General features: G+C 34.2%; 21 protein-coding genes and 1 tRNA gene. 10 read left to right on the top strand and 12 right to left on the bottom strand.

Features of this window, described 5'->3' with window-relative positions:
• The first annotated feature begins 244 nt into the window (after positions 1-244).
• The 5 genes from NMU02_RS08265 to NMU02_RS08285 all read left to right on the top strand — a co-directional run bounded on the left by NMU02_RS08265 (position 245) and on the right by NMU02_RS08285 (position 4,046).
• A complete protein-coding gene (locus tag NMU02_RS08265; RefSeq protein WP_255027327.1) occupies positions 245-1,186 on the top strand; it encodes a hypothetical protein in 942 nt (313 codons plus the stop codon).
• A gap of 16 nt (positions 1,187-1,202) precedes the next feature.
• Complete coding sequence (gene murB, locus NMU02_RS08270) at positions 1,203-2,216, top strand: UDP-N-acetylmuramate dehydrogenase (RefSeq protein WP_255027328.1); 1,014 nt, start codon at positions 1,203-1,205, stop codon at positions 2,214-2,216.
• Positions 2,217-2,228: 12 nt separating this feature from the next.
• Positions 2,229-2,984, top strand: coding sequence for an MBL fold metallo-hydrolase (locus tag NMU02_RS08275; protein WP_255027512.1), 756 nt, complete (start codon positions 2,229-2,231; stop codon positions 2,982-2,984).
• A gap of 57 nt (positions 2,985-3,041) precedes the next feature.
• Positions 3,042-3,803 (top strand): CDGSH iron-sulfur domain-containing protein, encoded by a 762-nt coding sequence (locus NMU02_RS08280; protein WP_255027330.1) that lies wholly within the window; start codon positions 3,042-3,044, stop codon positions 3,801-3,803.
• A gap of 168 nt (positions 3,804-3,971) precedes the next feature.
• Positions 3,972-4,046, top strand: a tRNA-Pro gene (locus tag NMU02_RS08285).
• Between the two features lie 66 nt (positions 4,047-4,112).
• On the opposite strand, the gene xpt is transcribed toward NMU02_RS08285, so the two are convergent.
• From xpt to phoB, 7 genes are all read right to left on the bottom strand, one after another.
• A complete protein-coding gene (xpt, locus tag NMU02_RS08290; protein WP_255027332.1) occupies positions 4,113-4,679 on the bottom strand; it encodes a xanthine phosphoribosyltransferase in 567 nt (188 codons plus the stop codon).
• An 8-nt stretch (positions 4,680-4,687) separates the two neighbouring features.
• Positions 4,688-5,113 (bottom strand): acetolactate synthase, encoded by a 426-nt coding sequence (locus NMU02_RS08295; protein WP_255027333.1) that lies wholly within the window; start codon positions 5,111-5,113, stop codon positions 4,688-4,690.
• A gap of 19 nt (positions 5,114-5,132) precedes the next feature.
• Complete coding sequence (locus tag NMU02_RS08300; RefSeq protein WP_255027334.1) at positions 5,133-6,443, bottom strand: phenylacetate--CoA ligase family protein; 1,311 nt, start codon at positions 6,441-6,443, stop codon at positions 5,133-5,135.
• Positions 6,440-8,095, bottom strand: coding sequence for an AMP-binding protein (locus NMU02_RS08305; protein ID WP_255027335.1), 1,656 nt, complete (start codon positions 8,093-8,095; stop codon positions 6,440-6,442). Before NMU02_RS08305 ends, NMU02_RS08300 begins: the two co-directional genes overlap by 4 nt.
• A gap of 102 nt (positions 8,096-8,197) precedes the next feature.
• Entirely contained in the window at positions 8,198-8,554 is a 357-nt protein-coding gene (locus NMU02_RS08310; protein WP_255027336.1) for a hypothetical protein, read from the bottom strand.
• Between the two features lie 135 nt (positions 8,555-8,689).
• Entirely contained in the window at positions 8,690-10,456 is a 1,767-nt protein-coding gene (gene phoR, locus NMU02_RS08315; protein WP_255027338.1) for a two-component system sensor histidine kinase PhoR, read from the bottom strand.
• A 23-nt stretch (positions 10,457-10,479) separates the two neighbouring features.
• Complete coding sequence (phoB, locus tag NMU02_RS08320; RefSeq protein ID WP_255027339.1) at positions 10,480-11,172, bottom strand: two-component system response regulator PhoB; 693 nt, start codon at positions 11,170-11,172, stop codon at positions 10,480-10,482.
• Between the two features lie 235 nt (positions 11,173-11,407).
• On the opposite strand from phoB, the gene lepA reads away from it, so the two are divergent.
• Positions 11,408-13,195 (top strand): translation elongation factor 4, encoded by a 1,788-nt coding sequence (lepA, locus tag NMU02_RS08325; protein ID WP_255027340.1) that lies wholly within the window; start codon positions 11,408-11,410, stop codon positions 13,193-13,195.
• 102 nt (positions 13,196-13,297) lie between these two features.
• A complete protein-coding gene (gene nhaA, locus NMU02_RS08330; protein WP_255027341.1) occupies positions 13,298-14,656 on the top strand; it encodes a Na+/H+ antiporter NhaA in 1,359 nt (452 codons plus the stop codon).
• A gap of 57 nt (positions 14,657-14,713) precedes the next feature.
• Here nhaA and asnB read toward each other — a convergent pair whose 3' ends face one another.
• Positions 14,714-16,378 carry an asparagine synthase B gene (gene asnB, locus NMU02_RS08335; protein WP_255027342.1) on the bottom strand — a complete coding sequence of 555 codons (1,665 nt, stop codon included), beginning with the start codon at positions 16,376-16,378 and terminating at the stop codon, positions 14,714-14,716.
• A gap of 243 nt (positions 16,379-16,621) precedes the next feature.
• Here asnB and NMU02_RS08340 point away from each other — a divergent pair, with 243 nt between their 5' ends.
• Positions 16,622-17,722, top strand: a complete 1,101-nt coding sequence (locus NMU02_RS08340; RefSeq protein ID WP_255027343.1) for a TlpA disulfide reductase family protein — start codon at positions 16,622-16,624, stop codon at positions 17,720-17,722.
• A gap of 4 nt (positions 17,723-17,726) precedes the next feature.
• On the opposite strand, the gene NMU02_RS08345 is transcribed toward NMU02_RS08340, so the two are convergent.
• Together NMU02_RS08345 and NMU02_RS08350 are read right to left on the bottom strand one after the other, a co-directional pair.
• Entirely contained in the window at positions 17,727-18,971 is a 1,245-nt protein-coding gene (locus NMU02_RS08345) for an ABC transporter permease (protein WP_255027344.1), read from the bottom strand.
• Positions 18,968-20,167 carry a pyridoxal phosphate-dependent aminotransferase gene (locus NMU02_RS08350; RefSeq protein ID WP_255027345.1) on the bottom strand — a complete coding sequence of 400 codons (1,200 nt, stop codon included), beginning with the start codon at positions 20,165-20,167 and terminating at the stop codon, positions 18,968-18,970. The genes NMU02_RS08345 and NMU02_RS08350 overlap by 4 nt, the downstream gene beginning before the upstream one ends.
• A 150-nt stretch (positions 20,168-20,317) precedes the next feature.
• Between NMU02_RS08350 and NMU02_RS08355 the strand changes: the two genes are divergently transcribed.
• A complete protein-coding gene (locus tag NMU02_RS08355; RefSeq protein WP_255027346.1) occupies positions 20,318-20,881 on the top strand; it encodes a YIP1 family protein in 564 nt (187 codons plus the stop codon).
• A gap of 16 nt (positions 20,882-20,897) precedes the next feature.
• The gene (gene smpB, locus NMU02_RS08360) at positions 20,898-21,350 is read left to right on the top strand and encodes an SsrA-binding protein (protein WP_255027347.1); all 453 of its coding nucleotides are present in this window, start codon (positions 20,898-20,900) and stop codon (positions 21,348-21,350) included.
• On the opposite strand, the gene NMU02_RS13735 is transcribed toward smpB, so the two are convergent.
• Together NMU02_RS13735 and NMU02_RS08370 are read right to left on the bottom strand one after the other, a co-directional pair.
• The gene (locus tag NMU02_RS13735; RefSeq protein WP_255027348.1) at positions 21,340-22,152 is read right to left on the bottom strand and encodes a THUMP-like domain-containing protein; all 813 of its coding nucleotides are present in this window, start codon (positions 22,150-22,152) and stop codon (positions 21,340-21,342) included. The two genes, smpB and NMU02_RS13735, sit on opposite strands and share 11 nt — an antisense overlap.
• Positions 22,153-22,805: 653 nt before the next feature.
• Positions 22,806-24,050, bottom strand: a complete 1,245-nt coding sequence (locus tag NMU02_RS08370) for a tetratricopeptide repeat protein (protein WP_255027349.1) — start codon at positions 24,048-24,050, stop codon at positions 22,806-22,808.
• Positions 24,051-24,067: the final 17 nt, after the last annotated feature.

The following is a 24,067-nucleotide window of genomic DNA, read 5'->3' on the forward strand; positions in this document are numbered from 1 at the left end:
CACTTTCCGATACTGCAGAATGCCGCAAAACGACTACGACTCCATCTGCGAAATCTTAATTTATAATATGTAAATAATATTTTATTTTGCATTATCTGTTAGTAGTTACCTACTGCAAATATATAGAAATAAAGCTAAAGATAACTAATATATTGATGAAGAATTAATAAAACTTATCATTCATTTTAGTACAATCTTAGTATATTTGGCGAAGAAAATTTATTTCTAAATAAAGTAAGAGTTTATGAAATTATTTCGCAATATTATTACTTTTATCATTACTTTTTTGTTTCTCTCTCAGGGAGTCGAAGCTGCTTCTCCATCTGATTTTTTTAAAAAGAAAAATGAAAACACAGAAAACGAGGAACTTTCAGTTGAAGAAATTTTTATGCGGACTAATTTTAGTACAGAAAATTGTCTTTTATGGCCAATAGGAAAAACATTTATTCATGTAGGAAATAAATTGGGGTTAACTTTACGCCCCGATACTTTACTACCTGATAAGGAAATATCTTATAAAGATAAAATATTTACTTATAAAGGATCCCGAGATGAGTTGATATTCGGATATATGCCCTCTGTAAATCTTATTTTTGAGTGTGATGGGATTATATATAAATATGAAAGCAGAAAAAAACGTCAGGAGATGGAACGATCGACATACCGCCCATTGATTCCGGATTTAGTGCCTGTTTCAGAAATCGAACTTGCTAAAAAATTACTCATCGGAAAAACATTATATATAAAAACATCTTTATGGTATAATGCGAATGGTAAAGAAATAAACGGATTTAAAATGGTTCCCGTCGTCATAACCGACATATTACCTGGAACAAATGTTCTTCCCATACAATTTGTATTTAAAACAACTGATGAAAATGAAGGTCGTGTTTTCGGAGTTTTGTCTCCGGACGGCATTGCTGGGGAATTTATAACATTCGATCAATTATTTACATTTGAAGATCCTAAAAACAAATATAAAGATATATCAGAAGAAATGTGGGATTCGATTACCCAATCTAAAGTTAAAAAAGGGATGACTCAACAAGAGTGTCGTTTGGCTATCGGGAAACCGGCTGATATAAGACAATATCTCACGACAATGGGACTCCGGGAAGAATGGTTTTATAAAACCGGTGCATATTTATTATTTGAAGACGGCATATTGAAAAATTTTAGACAATAAATAAACTGCGGATTAAATGATTATTCACGAAAATATACAATTAAAAGACAAGCATACTTTCCATATTCCTGCCATAGCAAAATGGTTTGTCGAATATGACTCTGTAGAAGAATTAAAAGAATTGTTGGCATCGGAATGGATAAAAGATAAGAGATTTTTGCACATTGGTAGTGGTAGTAATCTTCTTTTCCTCGGAAATTATGACGGTGCGATCTTACATTCCCGCATTAAAACAATCACCATTAAAGATGAAACGGAAAGATGTGTAAAAATAAAAGTCGGATCGGGTGTAATATGGGATGATTTTGTAGCTTATTGTATTGATCGAGGATGGTATGGCACCGAAAATCTTTCGAAGATTCCCGGAGAAGTAGGAGCGAGTGCTGTTCAAAACATAGGTGCATACGGTAGTGAGGTAAAAGATATTATAGATACTGTTGAAACGATTGAGATCGAATCGGGAGAACATCATGTCTTTAATTGTATAGATTGTAAATACGGTTACAGAAATAGTATTTTTAAAAATGAATTAAAGGAAAAACACATCGTTACATTTGTTACGTATTGTTTGAGTAAACAACCGATATACAATCTAAGTTACGGAAATCTGAAAACTGCAGTCGAAACTAAAGGAACTATAAATTTGAGAAATATTAGGAACGCGGTTATTGAGATTAGAGAAAACAAATTGCCTGATCCGGAAATAACAGGTAATGCAGGGAGTTTTTTTATGAATCCTGTTATTCCTCTGTTTCAATATTCTTTGTTAAAAGAAAAATACCCTGATATACCCCATTATCCGATAGATAATGAAAAAGTTAAAGTGCCGGCTGCTTGGTTGATAGACCGGTGTGGATGGAAAGGGAAAATACACGGAGGTGCAGCTGTTCACGACAAACAATGTTTAGTCCTCATTAATAAAAACAATGCAACTTCCGACGATGTTGTCGAGCTTTCTGAGGAAATAAAACAGTCGGTAAAATCTAATTTTAATATAACGATTACTCCTGAAGTAAATTTCATTAGATGAATGGATCATATGATGAAAATTGAATTTTTAGGAACAGGAACTTCCACCGGAATCCCACAGATAGGATGCAAATGCGAAGTATGTACGTCGATTGATAATAAAGATAAAAGGTTACGTACTTCAGCTCTAATTTCTGTCAACAATAAAAATATTTTAATTGATTGTGGCCCTGATTTCAGACAGCAAATACTCAGAACAGGTGTTACGTCTCTCGATGCAGTGCTAATTACCCATGCTCATTATGACCATACTGCCGGTTTTGACGATCTGAGACCATTTTGTAATAATCGTCCAGTTCCGATTTATTTGGAAACCTCGGTTGCTCAAGCTATACGAACCCGAATGCCATATTGCTTCACAGAAAAGAAATATCCGGGTGTACCCAATTTACAATTAAAAGAAATAAGTATCGCCCCTTTCAGTATAAACGGAATACAAATTATTCCTATACGGGCAATGCATTATAAATTGCCGATATTAGGATATAGAATAGGAGATATGGCCTATATAACTGATATGCTTACTCTTCCAGAAGAAGAATATCAAAAGCTTTCAGGATTAAAGATATTAGTTGTAAATGCCTTACGTATTACCGAACATATATCGCACCAAAGTCTATCACAGGCATTGAATGTAATTGAACGAGTTTCACCTCAAAAAGCGTATCTTATTCATATGAGTCATCAAATGGGTTTACATGAGCATGTTGCACCCCAATTACCTGATAATGTATATTTATCTTACGACGGCCTTACCGTTGAATATTAAATTGAACTTATTGATTTTACCATTTGTTTTATAAGTAGTATTTGTAAACAAAAAATTATGGCAAAATCAAAAAAAATTCCGGTAGAAGTCGGTTCTAAAGCGGCTCCAGAAACATTTTACATTAAAATTACAGATCAAGGTCCTTATCTTGTGTACGGAAATCCACCTATCGATCAGGAAATAATTATGCCTAACGAAGAAGGGAGTTCGTGGGTATATCGTAAAGGGACACACTTTAAAAGTGAAGGAGAGCCTATTTCATTATGCCGATGCGGAGAGTCCAAACACAAACCTTTCTGCGACGGTTCTCATCAGCATGCTCACTGGAACCCCAAAGAAACAAATGACAAAACACCTTTACTAGAAAATGCAGAAGAATTTGAAGGACCGACTATGATTTTGGCTGATAATCAGGATTACTGTGCTTTCGCACGTTTTTGTGATGCATATGGCCGTATCTGGAATTTGGTTCAAGAGGCTCAGTCAGAAAAAGAAAAGGAACTCGTAAGACACGAAGCCGGTCATTGCCCTGCCGGTCGATTAGTATTATGGGACAAAGAAAAAGAAGAAGTATTCGAGCCTCCATTTTTGCCTTCAATCGGTATTATCGAAGACCCGGGAATACACGTTAGCGGTCCCATATGGGTAAAAGGAGGTATTCGTATCGAAAGTGCCGACGGAACAAGCTATGAAATAAGGAATAGGGTAACTCTCTGCCGGTGCGGACAGTCCTCGAACAAACCATTTTGTGACGGGACACATGCCCAAATGAAATTTCAAGATCACCTGCCCTTAGAAGATGCTGAGAAAGAATGGTAATGGTATTTATAAAATAATAGATATAAAAACAGAGGATAAATATAGCCTCTGTTTTTTGCATTTTTATGACTACATTTAAAATACGGTACAGATAAATGAAAAGTTTTGGCAACATAAATTGCAGAATAAAAAAATAGCGCTATATTTGTACCCGCAAAAGAGAAAGATCGGGGTGTAGCGCAGTCCGGTTAGCGCACCTGCTTTGGGAGCAGGGGGTCGTGGGTTCGAATCCCGCTACCCCGACACTGAAAAGAGGAAGTTAAGTAAGATTAGCCTCCTCTTTTTATCTATAAATAAGTCTATTCAAAATTATTCGAACGATATTCTACAATCGTCAAGGCTTTTTATTATAGCTAAAGATTCAACTCTAATACCTTTTCGACGTAAAACTTCACCTCCATTCTGAAATTTTTTTTCTATTATAAATCCCATTCCCGAAAGGTGAGCTCCGGCCTGTTGTATAAGATCATACATTCCCAAAGCAGCATTACCATTTGCCAAAAAATCATCGATACAAAGAATATGATCTTTAGAATTGAGATATTCTCCGCTAATGCTTACCGGGTATTCTCTATCTTTAGTAAAAGAATGAACGGTCGTAGTAAGCGCATGTCGCATGGTTTTTGGCTCTTTCTTCTTAGCAAATACAACCGGTAGTTGCATAAGGTAGCCAACCATAATAGCAGGAGCTATACCACTCGCTTCTATTGTCATAATTTTATTTATTTCTACATCAGAGAATCGTTTTACAAATTCTTCGGCTATCAAACGCATTAGCATAGGGTCCATCTGATGGTTGATAAAACTATCTACTTTAAGGATTCCCCCTTCGAAACATACGCCATCCTGCAATATTCTTTTCTTCAATATTTCCATATTTCCTTTTATAAAGCGAGCAATTCCTTTTCGGAAATCAATTCAAGGCCAAACTGTATCGCGACTTTCTTTGCTTTCAGTACATTATCTGTTTTTAATATCAAAAATGCCTTTTCAGCTATCGAGAAACAATACATATATTCTATACTAATCCCATTTTCTGAGAAATATCTTAACTGCTTGGCAAACGTACCCGCACGAGAATCACAGGATATAGCGATAACTTCACTCATATTGGCACTTACTTTTTTTTCTCTCAGTGTCGTACAAGCTTTTTGAGTGTCGGTGGTTATCAATCTCAAAATGCCATATTCAGAAGTATCAGCGACCGTAGCGGCTATAATACGAATATTTACTTGCCCCAACATTTCAAGAATTTCATTTAATCGCCCCGATTTATTTTCAAGAAACACTGATAATTGTTGTATGATCATGATATCTGTATTTTAATTTTTATTTTTTTCTTAAATCTTTTACTCTAATAGCCTTTCCATCGCTTTGCGGCAGACTCCCTTTATCCACTAAAGTTACTTTCGGAGTAAGCAATATTTCATCTTTTAAACGCCGTGTAATTTCGCGGGTAAGTTGCTGCAACTTGGAATAATCATCAGTAAAAAGTTCACCAAGTTCAACTTCAACCATCATTTCATCATTATTACCTACCGTATCAATTGTAATCAGATAATTAGTCCCTAATTCGCTAAATTGCATCAGTATTTTCTCAATTTGCATAGGAAAAATATTTACCCCCTTCACAATAAACATATCGTCACTGCGTCCTTTTATCCGATCAATTCTACGATGTGTTCGTCCGCAAGGACATTTACCGGGAATTATGCGGGTGAGATCTCTTGTCCTATACCGTATCAGAGGCATTGCATCTCTATCGAGAGTTGTAAGTACCAGTTCTCCAATTTCTCCCTCGGGCACAGGTTGTAAAGTTTCAGGATCGATTATTTCCATAATAAAGCAATCTTCCCAAAGATGAAGCCCATTCTGATAAGTACATTCAAATGCGACGCCCGGACCACTCATTTCAGACATTCCGAAGCAATTATACGCCTTTACACCTAATAATTTTTCAATCTTTTTACGTTGTTCTTCGGTATGAGGTTCGGCTCCAATAATTAAAGTATGTAATTGGGTATCTTTATAGGGGTCTATTCCTACTTCCTGCATGACTTCAGCCAAACGTGTAGCATAACTGGGAATGGCATGTACTGCGGTAGTTCCAAAATCGGTAATAAACTTAATTTGCCTTAAACTATTACCGGCAGCGGCAGGTACTGTGAGAGCTCCTAATCTTTCTGCAGCGTATTGTATCCCTAATCCACCGGTAAACATTCCATAACCCGATGTGTTCTGAAATACATCGGTATTTCGTAATCCGACCATATACATACAACGTGCCAAACGATTTGACCATTGGTCGAGATCGTGCTGAGAATGGCATATAACAGTCGGATTTCCTGTAGTACCACTTGAAGAATGTAATCTTACCACATTCTTCATGTCTGTCGCAATTAACCCGAAAGGATAATTATCTCTTAAATCAGATTTTGTTGTAAATGGCAATTTTTTTAAGTCATCGATACAACCAACCGACTCATGAGTAATTTTATTATCAGAAAATAATTTTGCATAAAAAGGAGCATTTGATGCAATCCTTATCGTTTCTTTTAATCGGGCTAACTGTAGTTTTTCAAGTTCTCCCCGTTCTATGGTTTCAATTTCCGGCTGATAATAGATAGATTCTTCTTTCATGTGTTTTGATATAAATATCGTTTGATACTTCTTTTGGGTGTTTTTTCAAATTCTTCGTAAAATATTTTTATTTGACTAATTTGACTATATGCGGGTAACTCTTTATTAATAACGATACGATTTTCCTCCATTTGATCCTCGATTTTATCTTTGGTAATTCCTTCTTTTTCAGCATTATCAAAATCAGGATAAATAAGAGCTACCAATTTGCCGTCTTTATCGATAACTACCGATTCATTTACATACGGCATATTATTAAGTTTTCCTTCTATTTCTTCAGGATATATATTTTGTCCTGAAGGTCCGAGAATCATACTTTTACTTCGACCTTTCAGATAGATATAATTATCTTTATCAAGAAGGGCAAGATCTCCAGTATTCATCCACCCGTCTTTTTTCAAGACCTGATGAGTCGCTTCATCATTTTTATAATACCCTAACATTACATTATCGCCTTTTACCCACAATTCTCCAACTATGTTTTGTGGGTCTGCAGATTCAATTTTAGCTTTCATACGTTGAACTACCTTTCCGCAAGATGTAAGTCGGGTTTCAGTCCAAGGGGCATAGGAGATAAGGGGGCCACATTCCGTCATACCATATCCCACAGTAAAAGGAAATTCTATTTTTCTCAAAAAATCCTCTACTTCTTTATTCAGAGCTGCTCCGCCGATAATTAGTTCCTGTAGATTTCCTCCAAAAGTTTCAGTAAGTTTATTCTTTATCTTCGATAACAATTGAGTATCGAGAAAAGGAACCATCATCATTAACCTCATAATAGGCTTTTCTAAAAGCGGAAAAACTTTTGTTTTTATGATTTTTTCTATAATCAAAGGTACAGCAACAATCATTTTCGGTTTAATCTCAGCAAACGCATCCATTATGACTTTGGGAGAAGGAACTCTAGTAAGAAAATGAATGTGACATCCTTTAGCGAAGGGATTCATCAACTCTATCGCCAAACCGTACATATGTGCCATCGGTAACATAGATACTGTTCCATCACCCGCCTGCAAAAAGTCGAGGTTCTCATTACAAAACTTCAGGTTAGACCAAATACTTCTATACGATAACATAACTCCTTTTGAAAAACCGGTAGATCCAGAAGTATAATTGATAAGAGCCAGCTCATCGAGTGAATCTTCATGATATTTCACATCCTCTTTTGTAAACCGGCTCGGATACTTTTTACCAAAAAATTCATTTAAATGTTCTCGAGCCGTAATCAATTCTTTTTTGTCAGTTTTTAAAACAGAAAAATCGTTGATTAGAATAATTGCGTTAAGATCGGGCATTTGCTGGTCATTGAGATTTTCCCATACAACATCTCCAACAAACAATACTTTTGCATCTGAGTGATTTACGATATGATGTACATTATCGGCTTTAAATTCGTGTAATATCGGAACAGCAACCGCACCATAAGTAAGAGTCGCAAAAAAAGAGACAGCCCAATGAGAGGAGTTTCGTCCGCAAATAGCTACTTTATCCCCCTTTTTTATACCTGATGCCTCAAGAAGTATGTGTAATTTTGCAATTTTACGAGCGATATCTTTATAGCTATACGATACCCCATTAAAATCAGATAACGCTATTCGTTCCCAATTTTCGATAATTGCATTTTCTATATAACGGTTAAAACTTGTCTGCATAATTACTTTCAATTTGATTAATAAAATAATAACAAACACTATCAGCAATAAATTAATATCAAAGTCTCATTATTACAAATAAGATCGTAATATTAATTATTATTACAGTTTATGTTGAATTTCCTTTAATACGCTCAGAAATTCTTCGTTAGAAAGCCCGAAATCAATATTATCCCTATAATGGGCATAATCTTCGAAATAATCACTGGCAATATCTGCCATTAAGTTTTCTCCATCGAGCGAAAGATTGTTCAGAAATTCTTTAAGCTTATTTTGATAATAATGAATAATCTCAATTTTTTGTTCCCATTGATCATTTTTATCAAGAGAAGTAAGATGTTCGTTCTTCGCAATAAGATAGGCGGTTTTATAAAACATTTCGGGATTTCCGAAAACCTGGGCAAAAGCATCCTTTAAATTCGAGGATAACTCTACAAAGTATTTTTCAGTCTGTGTCATGTCGGCATTCGATTCCGGGATTAATAACAGACAAATGTACAATTTTAACCAGATTATCAAAAATAATGACTTCTGAAAATCAAATGTAGCGACTCTTATTTCATTAAAACTCTTAATTTCAGGGAAATGAGATTCTCATTTTTTCAATGTAAAAAGAAACTCGAGGCCCCCATCAAGCTTGTTTTTAGCCAATATTTCTCCTTTATGAAAAATGACTGCATTTTTTACAATAGCTAATCCAAGCCCTGTACCTCCCAACTTACGCGAACGACCTTTATCAACACGATAAAAACGTTCGAATAATCGATTCAGATGCTCCTCCGATACACCTGGACCATTATCAGAGAAAGAAAAATAATAGTAATTGGCATCCTGCAAATAACAATTGATCGAAACCTGAGTATTCTCTCCAGCATAAGCAATTGTATTATCGGTAAGATTGCGAAATATCGAATACAACAAAGAATGATTTCCATTGATAATTGCATTTTCAGGGACAGATATTTCTACCCTCATATGCTTTTCTTCTAATTGTACAATCGTATCATTAATTACTTCATTAATTATGAGTCCGAGATCGATACTTTCCATATCAAAAAGATCATTCGACTCATCGATCCGGTTCAAAATAGAAATATCCTGAAGAAGACCGGTTAACCTGATTGTTTGGGCGTAACAACGTTCTAGGAAAATTACTCTTTTTTCATTACTCAAAGATGGATTGGATATAATAGTTTCCATATATCCCTGTATACTACTAACCGGAGTTTTTAATTCATGAGCAATATTTTGTGTAAGTTGTTTTTTCAAACGACTTTCTTCTTCTTGTTGTGTTATATTATTCAAAGATATTTCAAAAGTTCTGTCTTGAAAAATTATACATTCTATAAGAAACGATTTACCGTTTTTTGTAACGGTCATCGAGTCTGAAATATACTCTTCGGTTTTATTGGCTCTCCAAAGATTATTATCGATAAATACAGTAATTTTTTTAAATTCGGAAAGAGAGAAAACATCATCTGTCGATGTCAACTGATCATCGGAAATAAGATTTACATATTGTATAAAAAGATTATTGGCTATAATCGCTTTTTTATCTGTAGAAAAAACAGCAAGACCTTCTTTTGAAAATTGAAGGTGAGTAATCAGCTTTTCCTTCTCTATGGACAATTCATTTTTAGTCGCTCTTAAATTTTTATATATCCTAATTATATTATGAGTAATATCCCCTATATCATTTTTAGCGACTTTTACATGTAAGTCTACAGGTTGATCTTGTTCTGCTTTTTGAGAAAACTCCTGCAAAATAGAAATTGACCGACTCAATTTATTACAAAAATAATAAAGCAAAAGAATTACTAAAATAGAGATAGCGAATAAAAAATAAGTGAATTTATTATCAGCCTTTAACATGCTCATTGTCGATACATCGAATGGGAGGGAAGACCGTACAATAATATCTCCATATCGCCTTGTTGAATAAAAGAAATCTTTACCCAATGTGGCCGATTCTCTTTGGGCATATCCTAATCCGTTTTGTAAAGCCTCCATTACTTCAGGACGAGTCGAATGACTGGGCAATGGTATCGAATCGTTATGGCCACTATCGGTAAGGACTTTACCATTAGTAGTCATAATGGTTACGCGTAAATTTTTATCAGTTATTCCCTTAATAATCGAATCCAGGCGTGCTTCTGTCATTTTAGATGAAGAATATTCCCTATAAATTAGATTATTGTAATCTTGGAGGATGGAGTTAAGCATCTCTTTTTTGGATTCTCGTTCGAGATTGAATTGAAAAAAGAAAATAACCAATACGAATAGTACAAATAATGAAGCGATCGAAATGAACAGCTCTTTATAAAAAGGTAATTTATAGTTAGTTTTATCAGAATTTCCCATCCTCCTTCATATTAATATACCGCTTATGCTATCTCAAAACAGTATCCATATCCTAAACGTGTTACAATATTTTTTCCGTATTTACCGATTTTCTTTCTTAGGCGAGTAATATTCACATCTATTGTACGGTCCAATACATATACTTCATCACTCCAAACCCTGCTTAAAATTTCTTCTCGGGAAAAAACATGACCCTGATGTTCGAGTAACAATTTAAGTATTTCAAATTCTTTCTTGGTAAGAGTTATTTCTTCATTATCGATAGTAACTTTTTTCTTTGGGAGATCGATTTTTAATGTTTCGAACAGAAGCAATTCCGGCTCTACATCACTTTGTTTGACAGCCGTACGGCGTATTACAGCTTTAACTCTTGCTATCACTTCCCTAATTGAAAAAGGCTTGGAGATATAATCGTCCGCACCCAAATTAAAACCGGTAAGACGGTCATTTTCAGCATCTTTTGCTGTAAGAAAAATAATGGGAATTTTAGCTTTAGCTTCGTCTTTCCTGATTAGGTTAGCCATTTTAAAACCGCTTATTTCACCCATCATCACATCAAGCATTAACAACTGATATATCGACAAATCTTTTTTTAAAGCTTCTTCAGCAGAATTTGCCGTATCTACTTCAAATCCTTCAATCTCGAGATTAAATTTTAGTATTTCGCATAAGTCTTCTTCGTCGTCAACTACAAGAATACGAGCATTTGTTGTCATAGCTTTTATTTTTTAATACAATGCGAAGTTCTTATTTATTTATTTCAATCTTATGAAACAAGTATTACAAATATATTTCATTTTTTGTTATATATCATTACAATAAACAATTTATATCGCAATTCCTGCAAACGATAATCCGGTCGGCTTCGTTATTTGTTTGTAAACGTATTAATCCCCATTTTTAAGAACCAAAAAAGTGTTATATTTGCATTTGAAAAAGAAAAAACAATAAATGAAGAATATACGCAACTTTTGTATAATCGCACACATCGATCATGGTAAAAGTACCTTGGCAGATCGCTTACTCGAATTTACAAATACTGTCGCAGGAAAAGATTTGCAAGATCAAGTATTAGATAATATGGATCTGGAAAGGGAAAGGGGGATAACAATAAAAAGTCATGCGATACAGATGGAATATATATATAACAATGAAAAATATATTCTGAATCTGATCGATACCCCGGGGCATGTCGATTTTTCATATGAAGTATCGCGTTCAATTGCAGCCTGTGAAGGAGCTCTTCTTATCGTAGATGCTTCACAGGGAATACAGGCTCAAACAATTTCCAATCTGTACATGGCTATCGAGAATGATCTGGAGATCATTCCGGTTGTTAATAAGGTTGATCTTCCGAGTGCTATGCCCGATGAAGTAGAAGACCAGATTATAGAACTTATCGGATGCAAGCGAGAAGATATTATACGAGCCAGCGGAAAAACCGGTGAAGGTGTGGAATCTATTCTTAATGCAATCATCGAAAGGATAAAACCTCCTATGGGTGATCCTGAAGCTCCGCTGCAAGCCCTAATTTTCGACTCCGTATTTAATTCTTTTCGTGGTATTATCGCTTATTTCAAAATCGCCAACGGAACAATACGAAAAGGTGATAAAGTAAAGTTTGTCGCAACGGGGAAAGAATACGAGGCCGATGAAATTGGCGTTTTAAAACTCGACATGTCTCCGAGAGAAAAATTGCAAACGGGTGATGTAGGCTATATTATTTCGGGTATAAAAACATCTCGTGAGGTAAAAGTCGGGGATACGATAACACATGTAGCACGTCCCTGTACAAAAGCCATTGAGGGATTTGAAGAAGTTAAACCAATGGTTTTTGCCGGTGTTTATCCGATCGAAAGCGAAGATTTTGAAAATCTGAGAGCTTCTCTGGAAAAACTTCAACTGAATGATGCATCTTTGACATTTCAACCGGAATCATCCGTGGCACTCGGGTTCGGATTCCGATGCGGTTTTTTGGGCCTTTTGCATATGGAAATTATCCAAGAAAGGCTCGATAGAGAATTTAATATGGATGTAATCACGACTGTTCCGAATGTTTCATACAGAATATTCGATAAAAAAGGAGGAATGACCGAAGTCCATAATCCTTCGGGATTACCCGATCCTACACTAATCGAACATATTGAAGAACCTTATATACGGGCTTCCGTTATTACTAATACCGATTTTATCGGCCCTATAATGACTTTATGTTTGGGGAAAAGAGGAGAACTCGTTAAACAAGAATATATATCGGGAAATCGCGTAGAACTTATATACGACCTTCCTTTAGGGGAGATTGTAATAGACTTTTATGATAAACTAAAAAGTATATCTAAAGGTTATGCTTCATTCGACTATCATATTCATGATTTTCGTCCGTCGAAATTGGTAAAACTCGATATACTGCTTAACGGAGAACCGGTAGATGCTCTTTCGACACTAACACATTTCGATAATGCGGTAACATTCGGGCGTAGGATGTGTGAAAAGCTTAAAGAACTTATTCCCAGACAACAATTTGATATTGCCATACAAGCTGCAATCGGGTCGAAAATTATTGCTCGGGAAACAATTAAAGCCGTAAGAAAAGATGTAACTGCCAAATGTTACGGAGGGGATATCAGTCGAAAACGTAAATTATTAGAAAAACAGAAAAAAGGTAAAAAACGAATGAAGCAAATCGGATCGGTAGAGGTACCTCAAAAAGCATTTTTAGCTGTACTTAAATTAGATTGATAATATATAAACAACAAACGACCCTTTATTTGCACATATAAAAGATTTCAAACATAAAGGGCCGTTTGTTGTTCTAATAAAAATATGTATACTCAATAAAAGATGAAAGATACTATTTTTGCATTACGAAAATCGTTACAAAATTATGCAAACGGAGGCTATGTATTAATCGCAGTCACGGCTTTAGCCCTGATTATGGCTAATTCTCCGTTAAATACATTTTATTTTTCTTGGTGGAATTATCCAATCTCATTACAGATCGGGAATTTTAATCTTTTCAGCCATCATGGCGAATCTATGTCGCTAATGCAATTCATTAATGATGCTCTTATGGCTATTTTCTTTTTTTCAGTCGGCCTCGAAATAAAAAGAGAAGTTTTAGTCGGAGAACTTTCTTCTATAAAGAAAGCTCTTTTGCCGGTCATAGCAGCAATCGGAGGTATTATATTGCCTATATTGATATTTCGTTTTATAGCGACCGGAGAAGCCGAATTACGAGGCAGTGCTATTCCCATGGCTACGGATATTGCCTTTTCATTGGGGATATTAAGTATGTTGGGAAAACGAGTACCTATCGGATTGAAAATATTTTTGGCAACATTAGCGGTAGTAGACGATATAGGAGGAATTCTTGCAATTGCATTGTTTTATTCCGATAGTATAACTTTCACCTATCTGTTATATGCTGCTGGACTTTTAATAATAATGGGGTTAGGAGGTTATGTTCTCAGAATTAATAGCAAAATGTTCTATATTCTCATCGGAATAGCTGTTTGGTTCCTTTTTTTGAATTCTGGAATACATCCGACAATAGCCGGTGTATTGGTCGCATTCTGTATTCCTGCCCATCCACGTATCCCTACGGCCCGATTTATCGAAAAAATAAGAGAAGAAATTGCTAAATTCCCTGTAAACGAGACTCAAGTTAAAGGCCAAACCAACATTTTATCAAAAGAACAATTGAATATGCTAAAATGTGTCGAATCCGCTTCAGATAAAGTAATAAGTCCTCTTCAAGACCTCGAAGATACATTACATCCTATTGTTAATTACCTGGTAATTCCTCTATTCGCATTTGCAAATGCTGGAATTGCATTACAAAGTTTACAAATGAATGATATATTTCACGGAGTGAGTCTGGCTGTATTTTTAGGTTTAGTAATCGGTAAGTTTATTGGGATTTTCCTATTTTCATATGTGGCTGTAAAATTAAAAATTGTTGCAATGCCGAAAGGTACTACCTGGAAAATGATTGCCGGTATATCAGCCTTGGGGGGTATCGGATTTACAGTATCCATGTTTATTGCAAATTTATCTTATGGAAATATGGAAAGTATAGGCGATACGTTATTGAATCAATCAAAAATCGGTATTCTTTTGGGATCTTTATTGTCAGGAATAGTAGGATATATATTGCTTAATTTATTTTTGCCAAAACATATACCTGAAGAAGAATTGTAAGATATACATACAAAAATATCTCTGAAAATTATTCAGGGATATTTTTTATAGTAGAAATCAATAACCGTGATTATGTATATTTTTTACTGCACGACCTGAAGGATCATTCATATTCTGAAATGAAGCATCCCAAGCTAAAGCTTCTGCCGTACTACAAGCAACAGAAGGAATTGACGGTACTGTTTTTGCCGCGGTACGAGAGGGGAAAAGTTCTTCGAAAATAGTACGATAGTAATATTCTTCTTTATTCATGGGCGGATTTACCGGAAATCGTTCTGGGGCACGAGACATTTGTTCGTCGCTCACTTTTTCCGAAGTAATTCTTTTCAAGGTATCTATCCAACCATAACCTACACCATCAGAAAATTGCTCTTTCTGTCTCCAGGCAATACTTTCGGGCACCATATCTTCAAAAGCTTTTCTCAATACCCATTTTTCTATTTTCCCATTTTTCGACATTTTGGTATCAGGATTCATTCTCATTGCCACATCGATAAATTTTTTTTCAAGAAATGGGACACGTCCTTCAACTCCCCAAGCTGCCAATGATTTATTTGCACGCAAACAATCATAAAGATATAATTTACTTAATTTTCTAACGGTTTCTTCATGAAAAGCTTTAGCATCAGGAGCTTTATGAAAATAAAGATATCCTCCGAATATCTCATCGGCACCTTCACCCGATAAAACCATTTTTATACCCATTGATTTTATAACACGTGCCAACAGATACATAGGGGTAGATGCCCGAACGGTAGTAACGTCATAGGTTTCTATATAATAAATAACATCACGCAAAGCATCGAGGCCTTCTTGTATTGTATAATTTATTTCATGATGTACTGTACCGATATAATCAGCGACTTTTCGTGCAGCTATAAGATCAGGGGCACCTTTTAAACCTACGGCAAATGAATGTAATTGAGGCCACCATGCATCTTTCTGACCATCCGATTCAACTCTTTTGGCAGAATATTTTTTAGCAATTGCCGAAATAATAGAAGAATCCAGCCCACCCGAAAGTAGTACCCCGTACGGCACGTCTGACATAAGCTGTTGTTTTACCGCTTCTTCCAAAGCATTTTTCAATTCGGATATATCGGCTTTATTATCTTTTACACTATCGTATTTTTCCCAATCTCTTCTATACCAGCGTACAAGGCCAGGTGCTTTACTATACCAGTAATGTCCGGGCAAGAAAGGTTCGATGTGTGAGCATATTCCCTCCAAAGCCTTTAATTCGGATGCAATATAGAATTGGCCTTTATTATCCCGTCCCATATAAAGAGAAATAACCCCAATCGGATCTCGTGCAATAAAATAAGCATCATTTTCTTCATCATATAGTGCAAACGCGAAAATACCGTCTATATCTTCCAAGAAATCAATTCCTTTTTCTTTATATAAAGCTAGAATAACTTCACAATCAGATCCTGTAAGAAACTCATATTTCAATCCCAACCGTGCACGTATGTCTCTGTGGTTATATATCTCACCATTAACAGACAGAATGAGCTTCCCGTCTTTACTCTTTAACGGCTGACCTCCCGATTCGGGATCTACAATAGATAATCTTTCATGTGCAAGTATCGCTCTATTTCCACAATAAATTCCCGACCAATCTGGTCCGCGATGTCTTATTTTTTTAGACATTTTTAATACTTGTTCCCTTAAATCATCCGATTTTACTTTTAAATCAAATACACCTACAATTCCACACATATGCTTTGTATTTTTTAGTGATATTATCTATTTGCAAAGATAAAAATAAAAATATCATAATGATTAAATATAAGCATTTAATAAATCACATTTCTTTATATATTTACAAATATAAATCATATATCTATTTAATACATTATATTAATATTCAAAATGATATTTTTAATATTAAATAGAAAGAATGATAAAAATATAATAGGTAATCTTGTTAACTTTGTACATAAATCAAAACAATATTGAAAAATGGAAAGGAATAAGATTATATTATTATTAATAATACTACTATCTACTGCCTGTAATCACATACCAACATCCTATTCTATATATGGTGAATGTTCGAAATTAAATGGTAAAATGGTTTATATATCAAAAGTATCGGAAAAACAACTGATAGATATCGATAGTGTATTAATAGAAAATAATAAATTTATTATAAAAGGGATACAAGATGCACCGGCAGTTTATTATATAAGAGTAGGGGATGACCATAATTTACATACTCCTTTTGTTCTCGAAAATGGTAATTTATTATTAGATTATAACACTACGCTTACAGTATCGGGTACATTTTTAAACGATGTTTTACAGAAATATTTACAATATAAAAAAAATATAGATTATTCGTTGCTTAAGGTAGAAGAAAGATATATGAAATCATTAAAGGACAGTACTATAAATCCCTCTTTGGAAAACTTATTGTCTCTTCGCTACGATTCACTAACCGATGTGAGAAAAAAAGAAATAAAAAAAATGATATTAAATAATTCGGATAATGTAGTAGGTGCATTTATTTTAGGAAGAAATTGTAATATATTTACCAATAACGAACTATCATCGATACTGGATAAGGTTGAACTTATATTCAAAAATGAAGCAGATATAAAAACTCTACAATCCCGTTTGAAAAATCAGTCGAAAGTTTCGGTAGGACGATATTTCGAGGATTTGGTATTAAAATATCCTAATGGAAAAAAAGGAAATCTTTCGGATTGCGTTGGGAAAGGAAAATTTCTGATAGTAAATTTTTGGGCGTCATGGTGCCCTGCATGTAATCGGCTGTTTCCTGAATTAAAGCAACTATATTATGAAAATAAATATAAAGGTGTAGATATTGTCGGTATATCTCTCGATAGAGATTCTTTATCATGGAGAACATCAATTTCGCAGAATGAACTACCTTGGGAACAGTTTTCCGATCCCAAAGGTTGGGATTCAGAAACGGTAGAAAAATATGGAATTTATCGCATTCCGTCTTTCATGATTTTTACTCCTGACGGAACAATAGCCGCAAGAGACTTATCAATAATAAACTTAAAGGAAAAATTAACCGAATTAATTCAATAATATTCTATTCATATTTTATAGATTTTGCCGGTCTAATCAAAGACACAAGATAAGAAGGCCCTATAAGCATTAAAACCGAAATAATCAAAGAGGATATATTCAGTAATAACCAATACCAAAAATTAAATTCAATAGGTACTGAAGTAATATAATATACTTCAGGGTCTAATTTGATAATCTTAAAAAAATACTGAACGGCACATAACCCTAATCCGATAACATTCCCCCAAAGCATACCTTTACCTACCAAAAATACAGCAACATATAAGAAAATTTTTCTTATCGTGATATTATTGGCTCCTAGTGCCTTTAATATTCCGATCATATTGGTATGTTCGAGAATAATTATCAATAACCCGGAGATCATTGTAAAACCAGCAACCAATGACATAAGTATAAGAATAACCCATACATTAGTATCTAAAAAATCGAGCCAACTAAATAATTGAGAGTTCTGTTCTTTAACAGATCTTACATAATAATTTTCACCGTATTTATCAGTTTTATCGATATATTTAAAATACAACGTCTCAGTCATAAAATTAAGCTGATCAAAATTTTTTAACCGTATTTCTAAACCGCTATACTGATCTTTCTTCCAATTATTTAGTCGCTGTACCTGCTTAATATCACCGATAATAAATATCTTATCATAATCGGTATAATAAGTTTGATAAATACCTGTAATCTTAAATTTACGAGCCCTGATGTTATCTTGTACAAAATAACACAATATCTGATCACCAACACCGAGATGTAATTTATCTGCAATATTTTTTGAAATAAGTATTTCGTTAGAAATTACAGAATCGTTGATCTGAGGTATAGATTCAGATACAAGATACTCTTTAAAAAAATCCCAGTTATATTGGCTGTCGACTCCTTTAATTGCTACGCCAAGAAAAGCATCATCGGTCTTTAATATTCCGGGTTTTGTCGCAAATGGTTCAACATCTTTTATTTCAGGATATAAACATAAAGAGTCTCTCATCTCTTGTGAAATGGCGATAGGATGTGTTTCGTAAGACTGATTATTATCAAATGTCGCTATTTGTATGTGAGAACCAAACCCAATTACTTTATTACGAACTTCTTCTTTGAAACCGATAACGATAGCTACAGCCAATATCATTACCGCTAAACCTAAAGTTACCCCCGTTATAGCTATACGTATGGCAGGAGGCGAAACCTTACGAGTTTCGTCTTTTTCAAAATGTATTTTACGGGCTATGAAAAGCTCTAAATTCATATTATTCTTCCCGGATAAGCCTCAAGTGCTTTTGCTAACACTGTTAAAGCATTTGCCAAATCTTCTTTTTTAAGCACATACGCAATTCTGACCTCATTTTTCCCTAATCCAGGTGTTGTATAAAACCCTGAACATGGAGCCATAAATATGGTTTGTCCTTCATATTGGAAATTACTAAGGCACCAGGCGCAAAATTTATCGGCATCGTCGACAGGCAACTTAGCCACTGTGTAAAAAGCTCCCATGGGTATGGGTGAATAGCAACCCGGTATGCGGTTAATACCATCAATTAGGAACTTTCGTCTTTCAACATATTCATTATATGTATCCAAAAGATATTCTTCGGGAGCTTCGAGAGAAGCTTCTGCAACCAATTGCCCGATTAAAGGAGGACTCAAACGCGCTTGGCAGAACTTCATAATATTCTTTTTCAGCTCTTTATGTTTTGTAATAAGTGCGCCAATACGTATGCCGCATTCACTATAACGCTTAGAAACAGAGTCTATAAGAATAACATGATCTTCAATACCTTTTAAATGAAATGCTGATATATAAGGTGCTCCTGTATAACAAAATTCACGATATACTTCATCTGAAAATAAGAACAAATCATATTTACTTACCAGATCACGTATCTGGTTCATTTCTTTTTGAGTATATAAATATCCTGTCGGATTGTTCGGATTACATATAAGTATGCCTTTCGTGCGTTTTGTAATCAATTCTTCGAATTTTTCAACAGAAGGCAAAGCGAATCCTTCTTCGATAGAAGAGGGTATTGTCTTTATTACGGCACCGGCAGATATTGCAAAAGCCATATAATTTGCGTAAGCCGGTTCGGGTACGATTATTTCATCACCTGGGTCAAGACATGCCATAAATGAGAATAATACAGCTTCAGATCCACCTGTCGTTATAATTATATCGTCTGCCGTAACATCAATATTAAATTTAGCATAATATTTAACAAGTTTCTCTCTGAAACTTCTAATTCCATCACTGGGACTATATTCGAGGACCTTACGATCGAGATTACGTGCCGCAGCTAAACCAATTTCCGGTGTTGGTAAATCAGGCTGTCCGATATTCAGATGATAGACCTTAATTCCTTTTTTTTTGGCTTCATTTGCCAAAGGTACTAATTTCCGGATAGGGGATGCGGGCATAATTTCTCCGCGGTACGATAATTTAGGCATTCTCGGTATTCAGTTTAATTTATAAATCTCTTACAAAGTTAGAATTCTTTGTACGATTTCACAAGTATTTTTATCATTATCACAATTATTGTACTTAATACGAATTTAATTATTATTTTTGTCAGGTTAATGAACTGGAACATTCCCAAAATGATAAAAAATATACTATCCCGAATTTTTTTTCTGATAGTAGCACCCGGTAAGACATGGGCAGAAATCAAGGAAAAGGATGAATCTACAGACCATTTTCTGAATAATTTCCTGTATCCGGTTATGGGTGTTACCGCATTATCAGTTTTCGGAGGATTTTTCGGCTCGGATTTTACTTTGGAAAAAGGAATAAAATTAGGGACTATCTGTTTCGTTAAATATTTCGTAGGTTTTTATCTATGTGCCTTTTTAATTGAAGAAATGAGCCTACGTATTTTTGAAATGCCGAAAAATATTAAAAAGAGCCGAATATTTTCAGGATATCTATTGAGCATTTCCATGGTTATTACTTTTGCAATGAACTTGTTGCCGAACAATTTTTCATTTCTCGCGTTTGCACCTTTATACATTGTATATGTCGTATGGGAAGGAATTAAAAATTATTTTGAAGTCCCCGAAACGAAAAAAATGTTGTCAACCATATTTATATCGATCGTCGTATTACTTTCACCGATGATTATCGAACGTATCATGTATATGCTCATGCCTGGAATCAAAGGATGATAGATATTTATTAATTATGAAATTACCGCAAATTAATATAAAAAATAAAAGAGCATCATTCGACTATGAATTGCTCGATACCTATACAGCAGGAATTGTGCTTACCGGAACCGAAATAAAATCTATCAGGCTCGGTAAAGCCAGTCTTGTCGATACATTCTGCTATTTCAATAACGGTGAATTATGGATAAAAAATATGTATGTAGCCGAATATTTTTACGGGACATATAATAATCATTCTGCTCGCCGAGATCGAAAATTATTACTCACAGCAAAAGAATTACAAAAAATTCAACGTCTTACCAAAGAGGCCGGTTTTTCTGTAATACCGACTAAAGTATTTATCAGTGAAAAAGGTCTGGCAAAAATTGTTATCGCTGTAGCTAAAGGTAAAAAAGCCTATGATAAACGGGAATCTATTAAAGAAAGAGAAGATAAACGACAGATTGACCGGGCTTTTAAACGATAATACGTTTAGCGATAATCAGTATTTTTTTCTGAGGAAATAATGTTGTTGCAAACAAATATAATTCTCCACCATCTTTAATATTCGATCTTTTTCGTATTTCTTCAGGTGATAAAGGAAAATTTCTCGTCGAAATGAGTAAACGGTCGTACTTATGCGATAAAGTTTTAAGTATTTTACCCGAGAAAACAATAACATCCAAAACCTCAAAAATCTTTCCTGGAAAATCTTTAATCCATCGGTCCTCTGTATATAAATGACTGCTTGCATCCAATTTATTCAAACCATAAGTTTCTGCAATAGATTTAAACGCACCGCCTTTTAAAACAGAAGAGTTAGGTTCATATAAATATCTTTGCATACACTCGGCATATGTAGAGGAGGGTAGGGAACGCTCTGCTTTTAAGTTAAAGCAATAAACGTTTTTGGTATAATCCGAAAAAATATTTGTACAATAAATAGGGATAACATCATTTGAATTATATTTATCAATGTAAAACAAAATTTCTTTACATTCATTCTGTACCGAAACGATATATACTTCTGAAACATCCTTTAATTGGCTGATTGCTAAATTAATATCAATCATCGGAGAAGCTTTGATCATCATTTTATCCGAAAATTTCAATATTTCGGGAATCATTGATAAAACATTAGGCTCACAACTCTCAAAAGCAAAAACTCTTTTATTATTAATACTTCGTCTGGCTGGATCTATGTAACAAAAATCGAATTTTTCTTTGTTTCGATGACAAAAACTATCCGAATCGGTATTTAAAATATAGATATTTTCGGCATTTAACACATTAAAATTATGTTTGGCAATCTTGCAATAATCAGGAAAACGCTCAATATATAAAACCTTTTTAGCTTTTAAAGAAAAATAATAACTATCGATACCTAAACCTCCGGTAAGATCACATATCGAAAATTGAGAATGTGATTTTCCGGCTATTATATCGGCTTTATATCGAGCTGTATATTCTGAAGAAGATTGTTCCGAAGAAATAACAGAAGGAAAAAGCAATGTGTGATTATTATACCATAACGGTAACTTGTTTTTTATTTTTTTCCTTGATTCGATTTGGTCGATAGCAAAAGAAATATCAAAACTGTTATTTTTATTTTTTTTCAATCGTAATGCTGTGATATCGCTACTGTTATGAGTAAAAATAAATTGATATAGTTCTTCGTTTATCTCCATATATATATTATTATATTATTCTACAAAAGTATTCAAAAAAAATAATATATTAATTACTCTATATCAAATCTGCCTTAATTGTGCTATAATTAAGATTATGTTAAATACAATAGATAACTTTGCTAAAATTGAGATTAATCAAGACTAAACAGTAAGCATTAAGAGAACACCCTATTTATTAAAACAAAAGATAATAAATAAGGTCATACTCTTTGGGTATGACCTTATTTTATTACTTAAAGAACTTATATCTTTTACATTTCAGATTCTATGCGTTTAAGATTTGCTTCATCTTCAAGATTGTAATAAATACCTCTCAAAGCAATTTTATACATGCTTTCATCAGGTTTCATTTTATGAGCTTTCTCAAGTAAAGGCATAGCTAATTTATAATAAGGAACGACCTTTTCATTACGAGCCTGTATATAAGCCTTATCTTCTTTTATTGTACTTATTTCACTGGTCATTTCAATCGCTTTATTATAATACAAACGGCCGAGTTCTCCAATTGCATCGACATAATCAGGGTTAATCTCGATTGCTTTCTTCATACACTCTATTGCTTTATCATCATCTTTAAGTTCAGAATAAAGGCTACCTTTAACTTTCCAATATTCAGCATTCTGAGGATCTGTTTCGAGAGCTTTATCAAGATAAGCGATAGCTCTTTGGGCCTGATCAGAATAAATATAATAGTTTATTAATTTCAAAAGAAATTGATAATCATCTTTATTAGCATCTTTACCGAATTTTGTTACAGCTTCTTCTAAAGTTTTTACCAATGAGGTTGTATCCTTCATGGTTTCATACTCATAAGTAAGAAATTTATATACATCCATTTCATTATACTTGCTATCTTTTAAGCCCTCGAGAGTTTTTATGGCTACCTCATGTACTGCCTTATCGTCTTTCCCCTGTCCTTCGATAACAGCAGCAATAGCACGATTATATTTTATCTGAGTATAAGTCGTATCTTTTTTTATATCCATAGATTTCATAAAATCGATATCAGGAATATCAAGATATGTTTGCCACATTTCTCCAGCTTTATTATAATCTTTTTGATTGTAATAATACGCTCCTGCATTCATGAAAAAAGCCTGATTATTTTTCAAAATAGTTTTAATATCACGCAGATATTTGGGTTTTACTTTACCTTTTTCATTCGGTACAGTATCGTATTTAGCCGCCACACGGAAATATTTATATGTATTATACAATGCATTATACATATCGTTTTCTTTCACTTCCTGATTGATCATCATTTTTTTCTGATCATTCTCAAAAGCTTTATTTTCAACAAAACCACCTACATACCAAGTTTTGGCAACTTCTTTAGTTTCGGGATTTTCCATTGCCTCCTTAATCGCATTCCGGGCGGCATTGAAATCGGGATTTTCCATTTTTGCTTCGCTAAACGCGCGATTTACCATCTTCATTTGGGCAAATGAAGCACTGGCGAACAAGCAACATGCTGCGGTTAAAAATATTTTTCTCATCTTACTCATGTTTTAGT

The sequence above is a fragment of the Coprobacter tertius genome (assembly GCF_024330105.1).
GTDB lineage: Bacteria > Bacteroidota > Bacteroidia > Bacteroidales > Coprobacteraceae > Coprobacter > Coprobacter tertius.

Excerpts from the sequence above, each read along its gene's own strand:
- nhaA (WP_255027341.1), top strand. The coding sequence starts at position 13,298 with ATGAAAGATACTATTTTTGCATTACGAAAATCGTTACAAAATTATGCA.
- asnB (WP_255027342.1), bottom strand. The coding sequence starts at position 16,378 with ATGTGTGGAATTGTAGGTGTATTTGATTTAAAAGTAAAATCGGATGAT.
- NMU02_RS08350 (WP_255027345.1), bottom strand. The coding sequence starts at position 20,167 with ATGCCTAAATTATCGTACCGCGGAGAAATTATGCCCGCATCCCCTATC.
- NMU02_RS08345 (WP_255027344.1), bottom strand. The coding sequence starts at position 18,971 with ATGAATTTAGAGCTTTTCATAGCCCGTAAAATACATTTTGAAAAAGAC.
- NMU02_RS08280 (WP_255027330.1), top strand. The coding sequence starts at position 3,042 with ATGGCAAAATCAAAAAAAATTCCGGTAGAAGTCGGTTCTAAAGCGGCT.
- NMU02_RS08305 (WP_255027335.1), bottom strand. The coding sequence starts at position 8,095 with ATGCAGACAAGTTTTAACCGTTATATAGAAAATGCAATTATCGAAAAT.
- murB (WP_255027328.1), top strand. The coding sequence starts at position 1,203 with ATGATTATTCACGAAAATATACAATTAAAAGACAAGCATACTTTCCAT.
- smpB (WP_255027347.1), top strand. The coding sequence starts at position 20,898 with ATGAAATTACCGCAAATTAATATAAAAAATAAAAGAGCATCATTCGAC.
- xpt (WP_255027332.1), bottom strand. The coding sequence starts at position 4,679 with ATGGAAATATTGAAGAAAAGAATATTGCAGGATGGCGTATGTTTCGAA.
- NMU02_RS08300 (WP_255027334.1), bottom strand. The coding sequence starts at position 6,443 with ATGAAAGAAGAATCTATCTATTATCAGCCGGAAATTGAAACCATAGAA.
- phoB (WP_255027339.1), bottom strand. The coding sequence starts at position 11,172 with ATGACAACAAATGCTCGTATTCTTGTAGTTGACGACGAAGAAGACTTA.
- NMU02_RS08370 (WP_255027349.1), bottom strand. The coding sequence starts at position 24,050 with ATGAGAAAAATATTTTTAACCGCAGCATGTTGCTTGTTCGCCAGTGCT.
- NMU02_RS08265 (WP_255027327.1), top strand. The coding sequence starts at position 245 with ATGAAATTATTTCGCAATATTATTACTTTTATCATTACTTTTTTGTTT.
- phoR (WP_255027338.1), bottom strand. The coding sequence starts at position 10,456 with ATGGGAAATTCTGATAAAACTAACTATAAATTACCTTTTTATAAAGAG.
- NMU02_RS08275 (WP_255027512.1), top strand. The coding sequence starts at position 2,229 with ATGAAAATTGAATTTTTAGGAACAGGAACTTCCACCGGAATCCCACAG.
- NMU02_RS08295 (WP_255027333.1), bottom strand. The coding sequence starts at position 5,113 with ATGATCATACAACAATTATCAGTGTTTCTTGAAAATAAATCGGGGCGA.
- NMU02_RS08355 (WP_255027346.1), top strand. The coding sequence starts at position 20,318 with ATGATAAAAAATATACTATCCCGAATTTTTTTTCTGATAGTAGCACCC.
- NMU02_RS08310 (WP_255027336.1), bottom strand. The coding sequence starts at position 8,554 with ATGACACAGACTGAAAAATACTTTGTAGAGTTATCCTCGAATTTAAAG.
- NMU02_RS08340 (WP_255027343.1), top strand. The coding sequence starts at position 16,622 with ATGGAAAGGAATAAGATTATATTATTATTAATAATACTACTATCTACT.
- lepA (WP_255027340.1), top strand. The coding sequence starts at position 11,408 with ATGAAGAATATACGCAACTTTTGTATAATCGCACACATCGATCATGGT.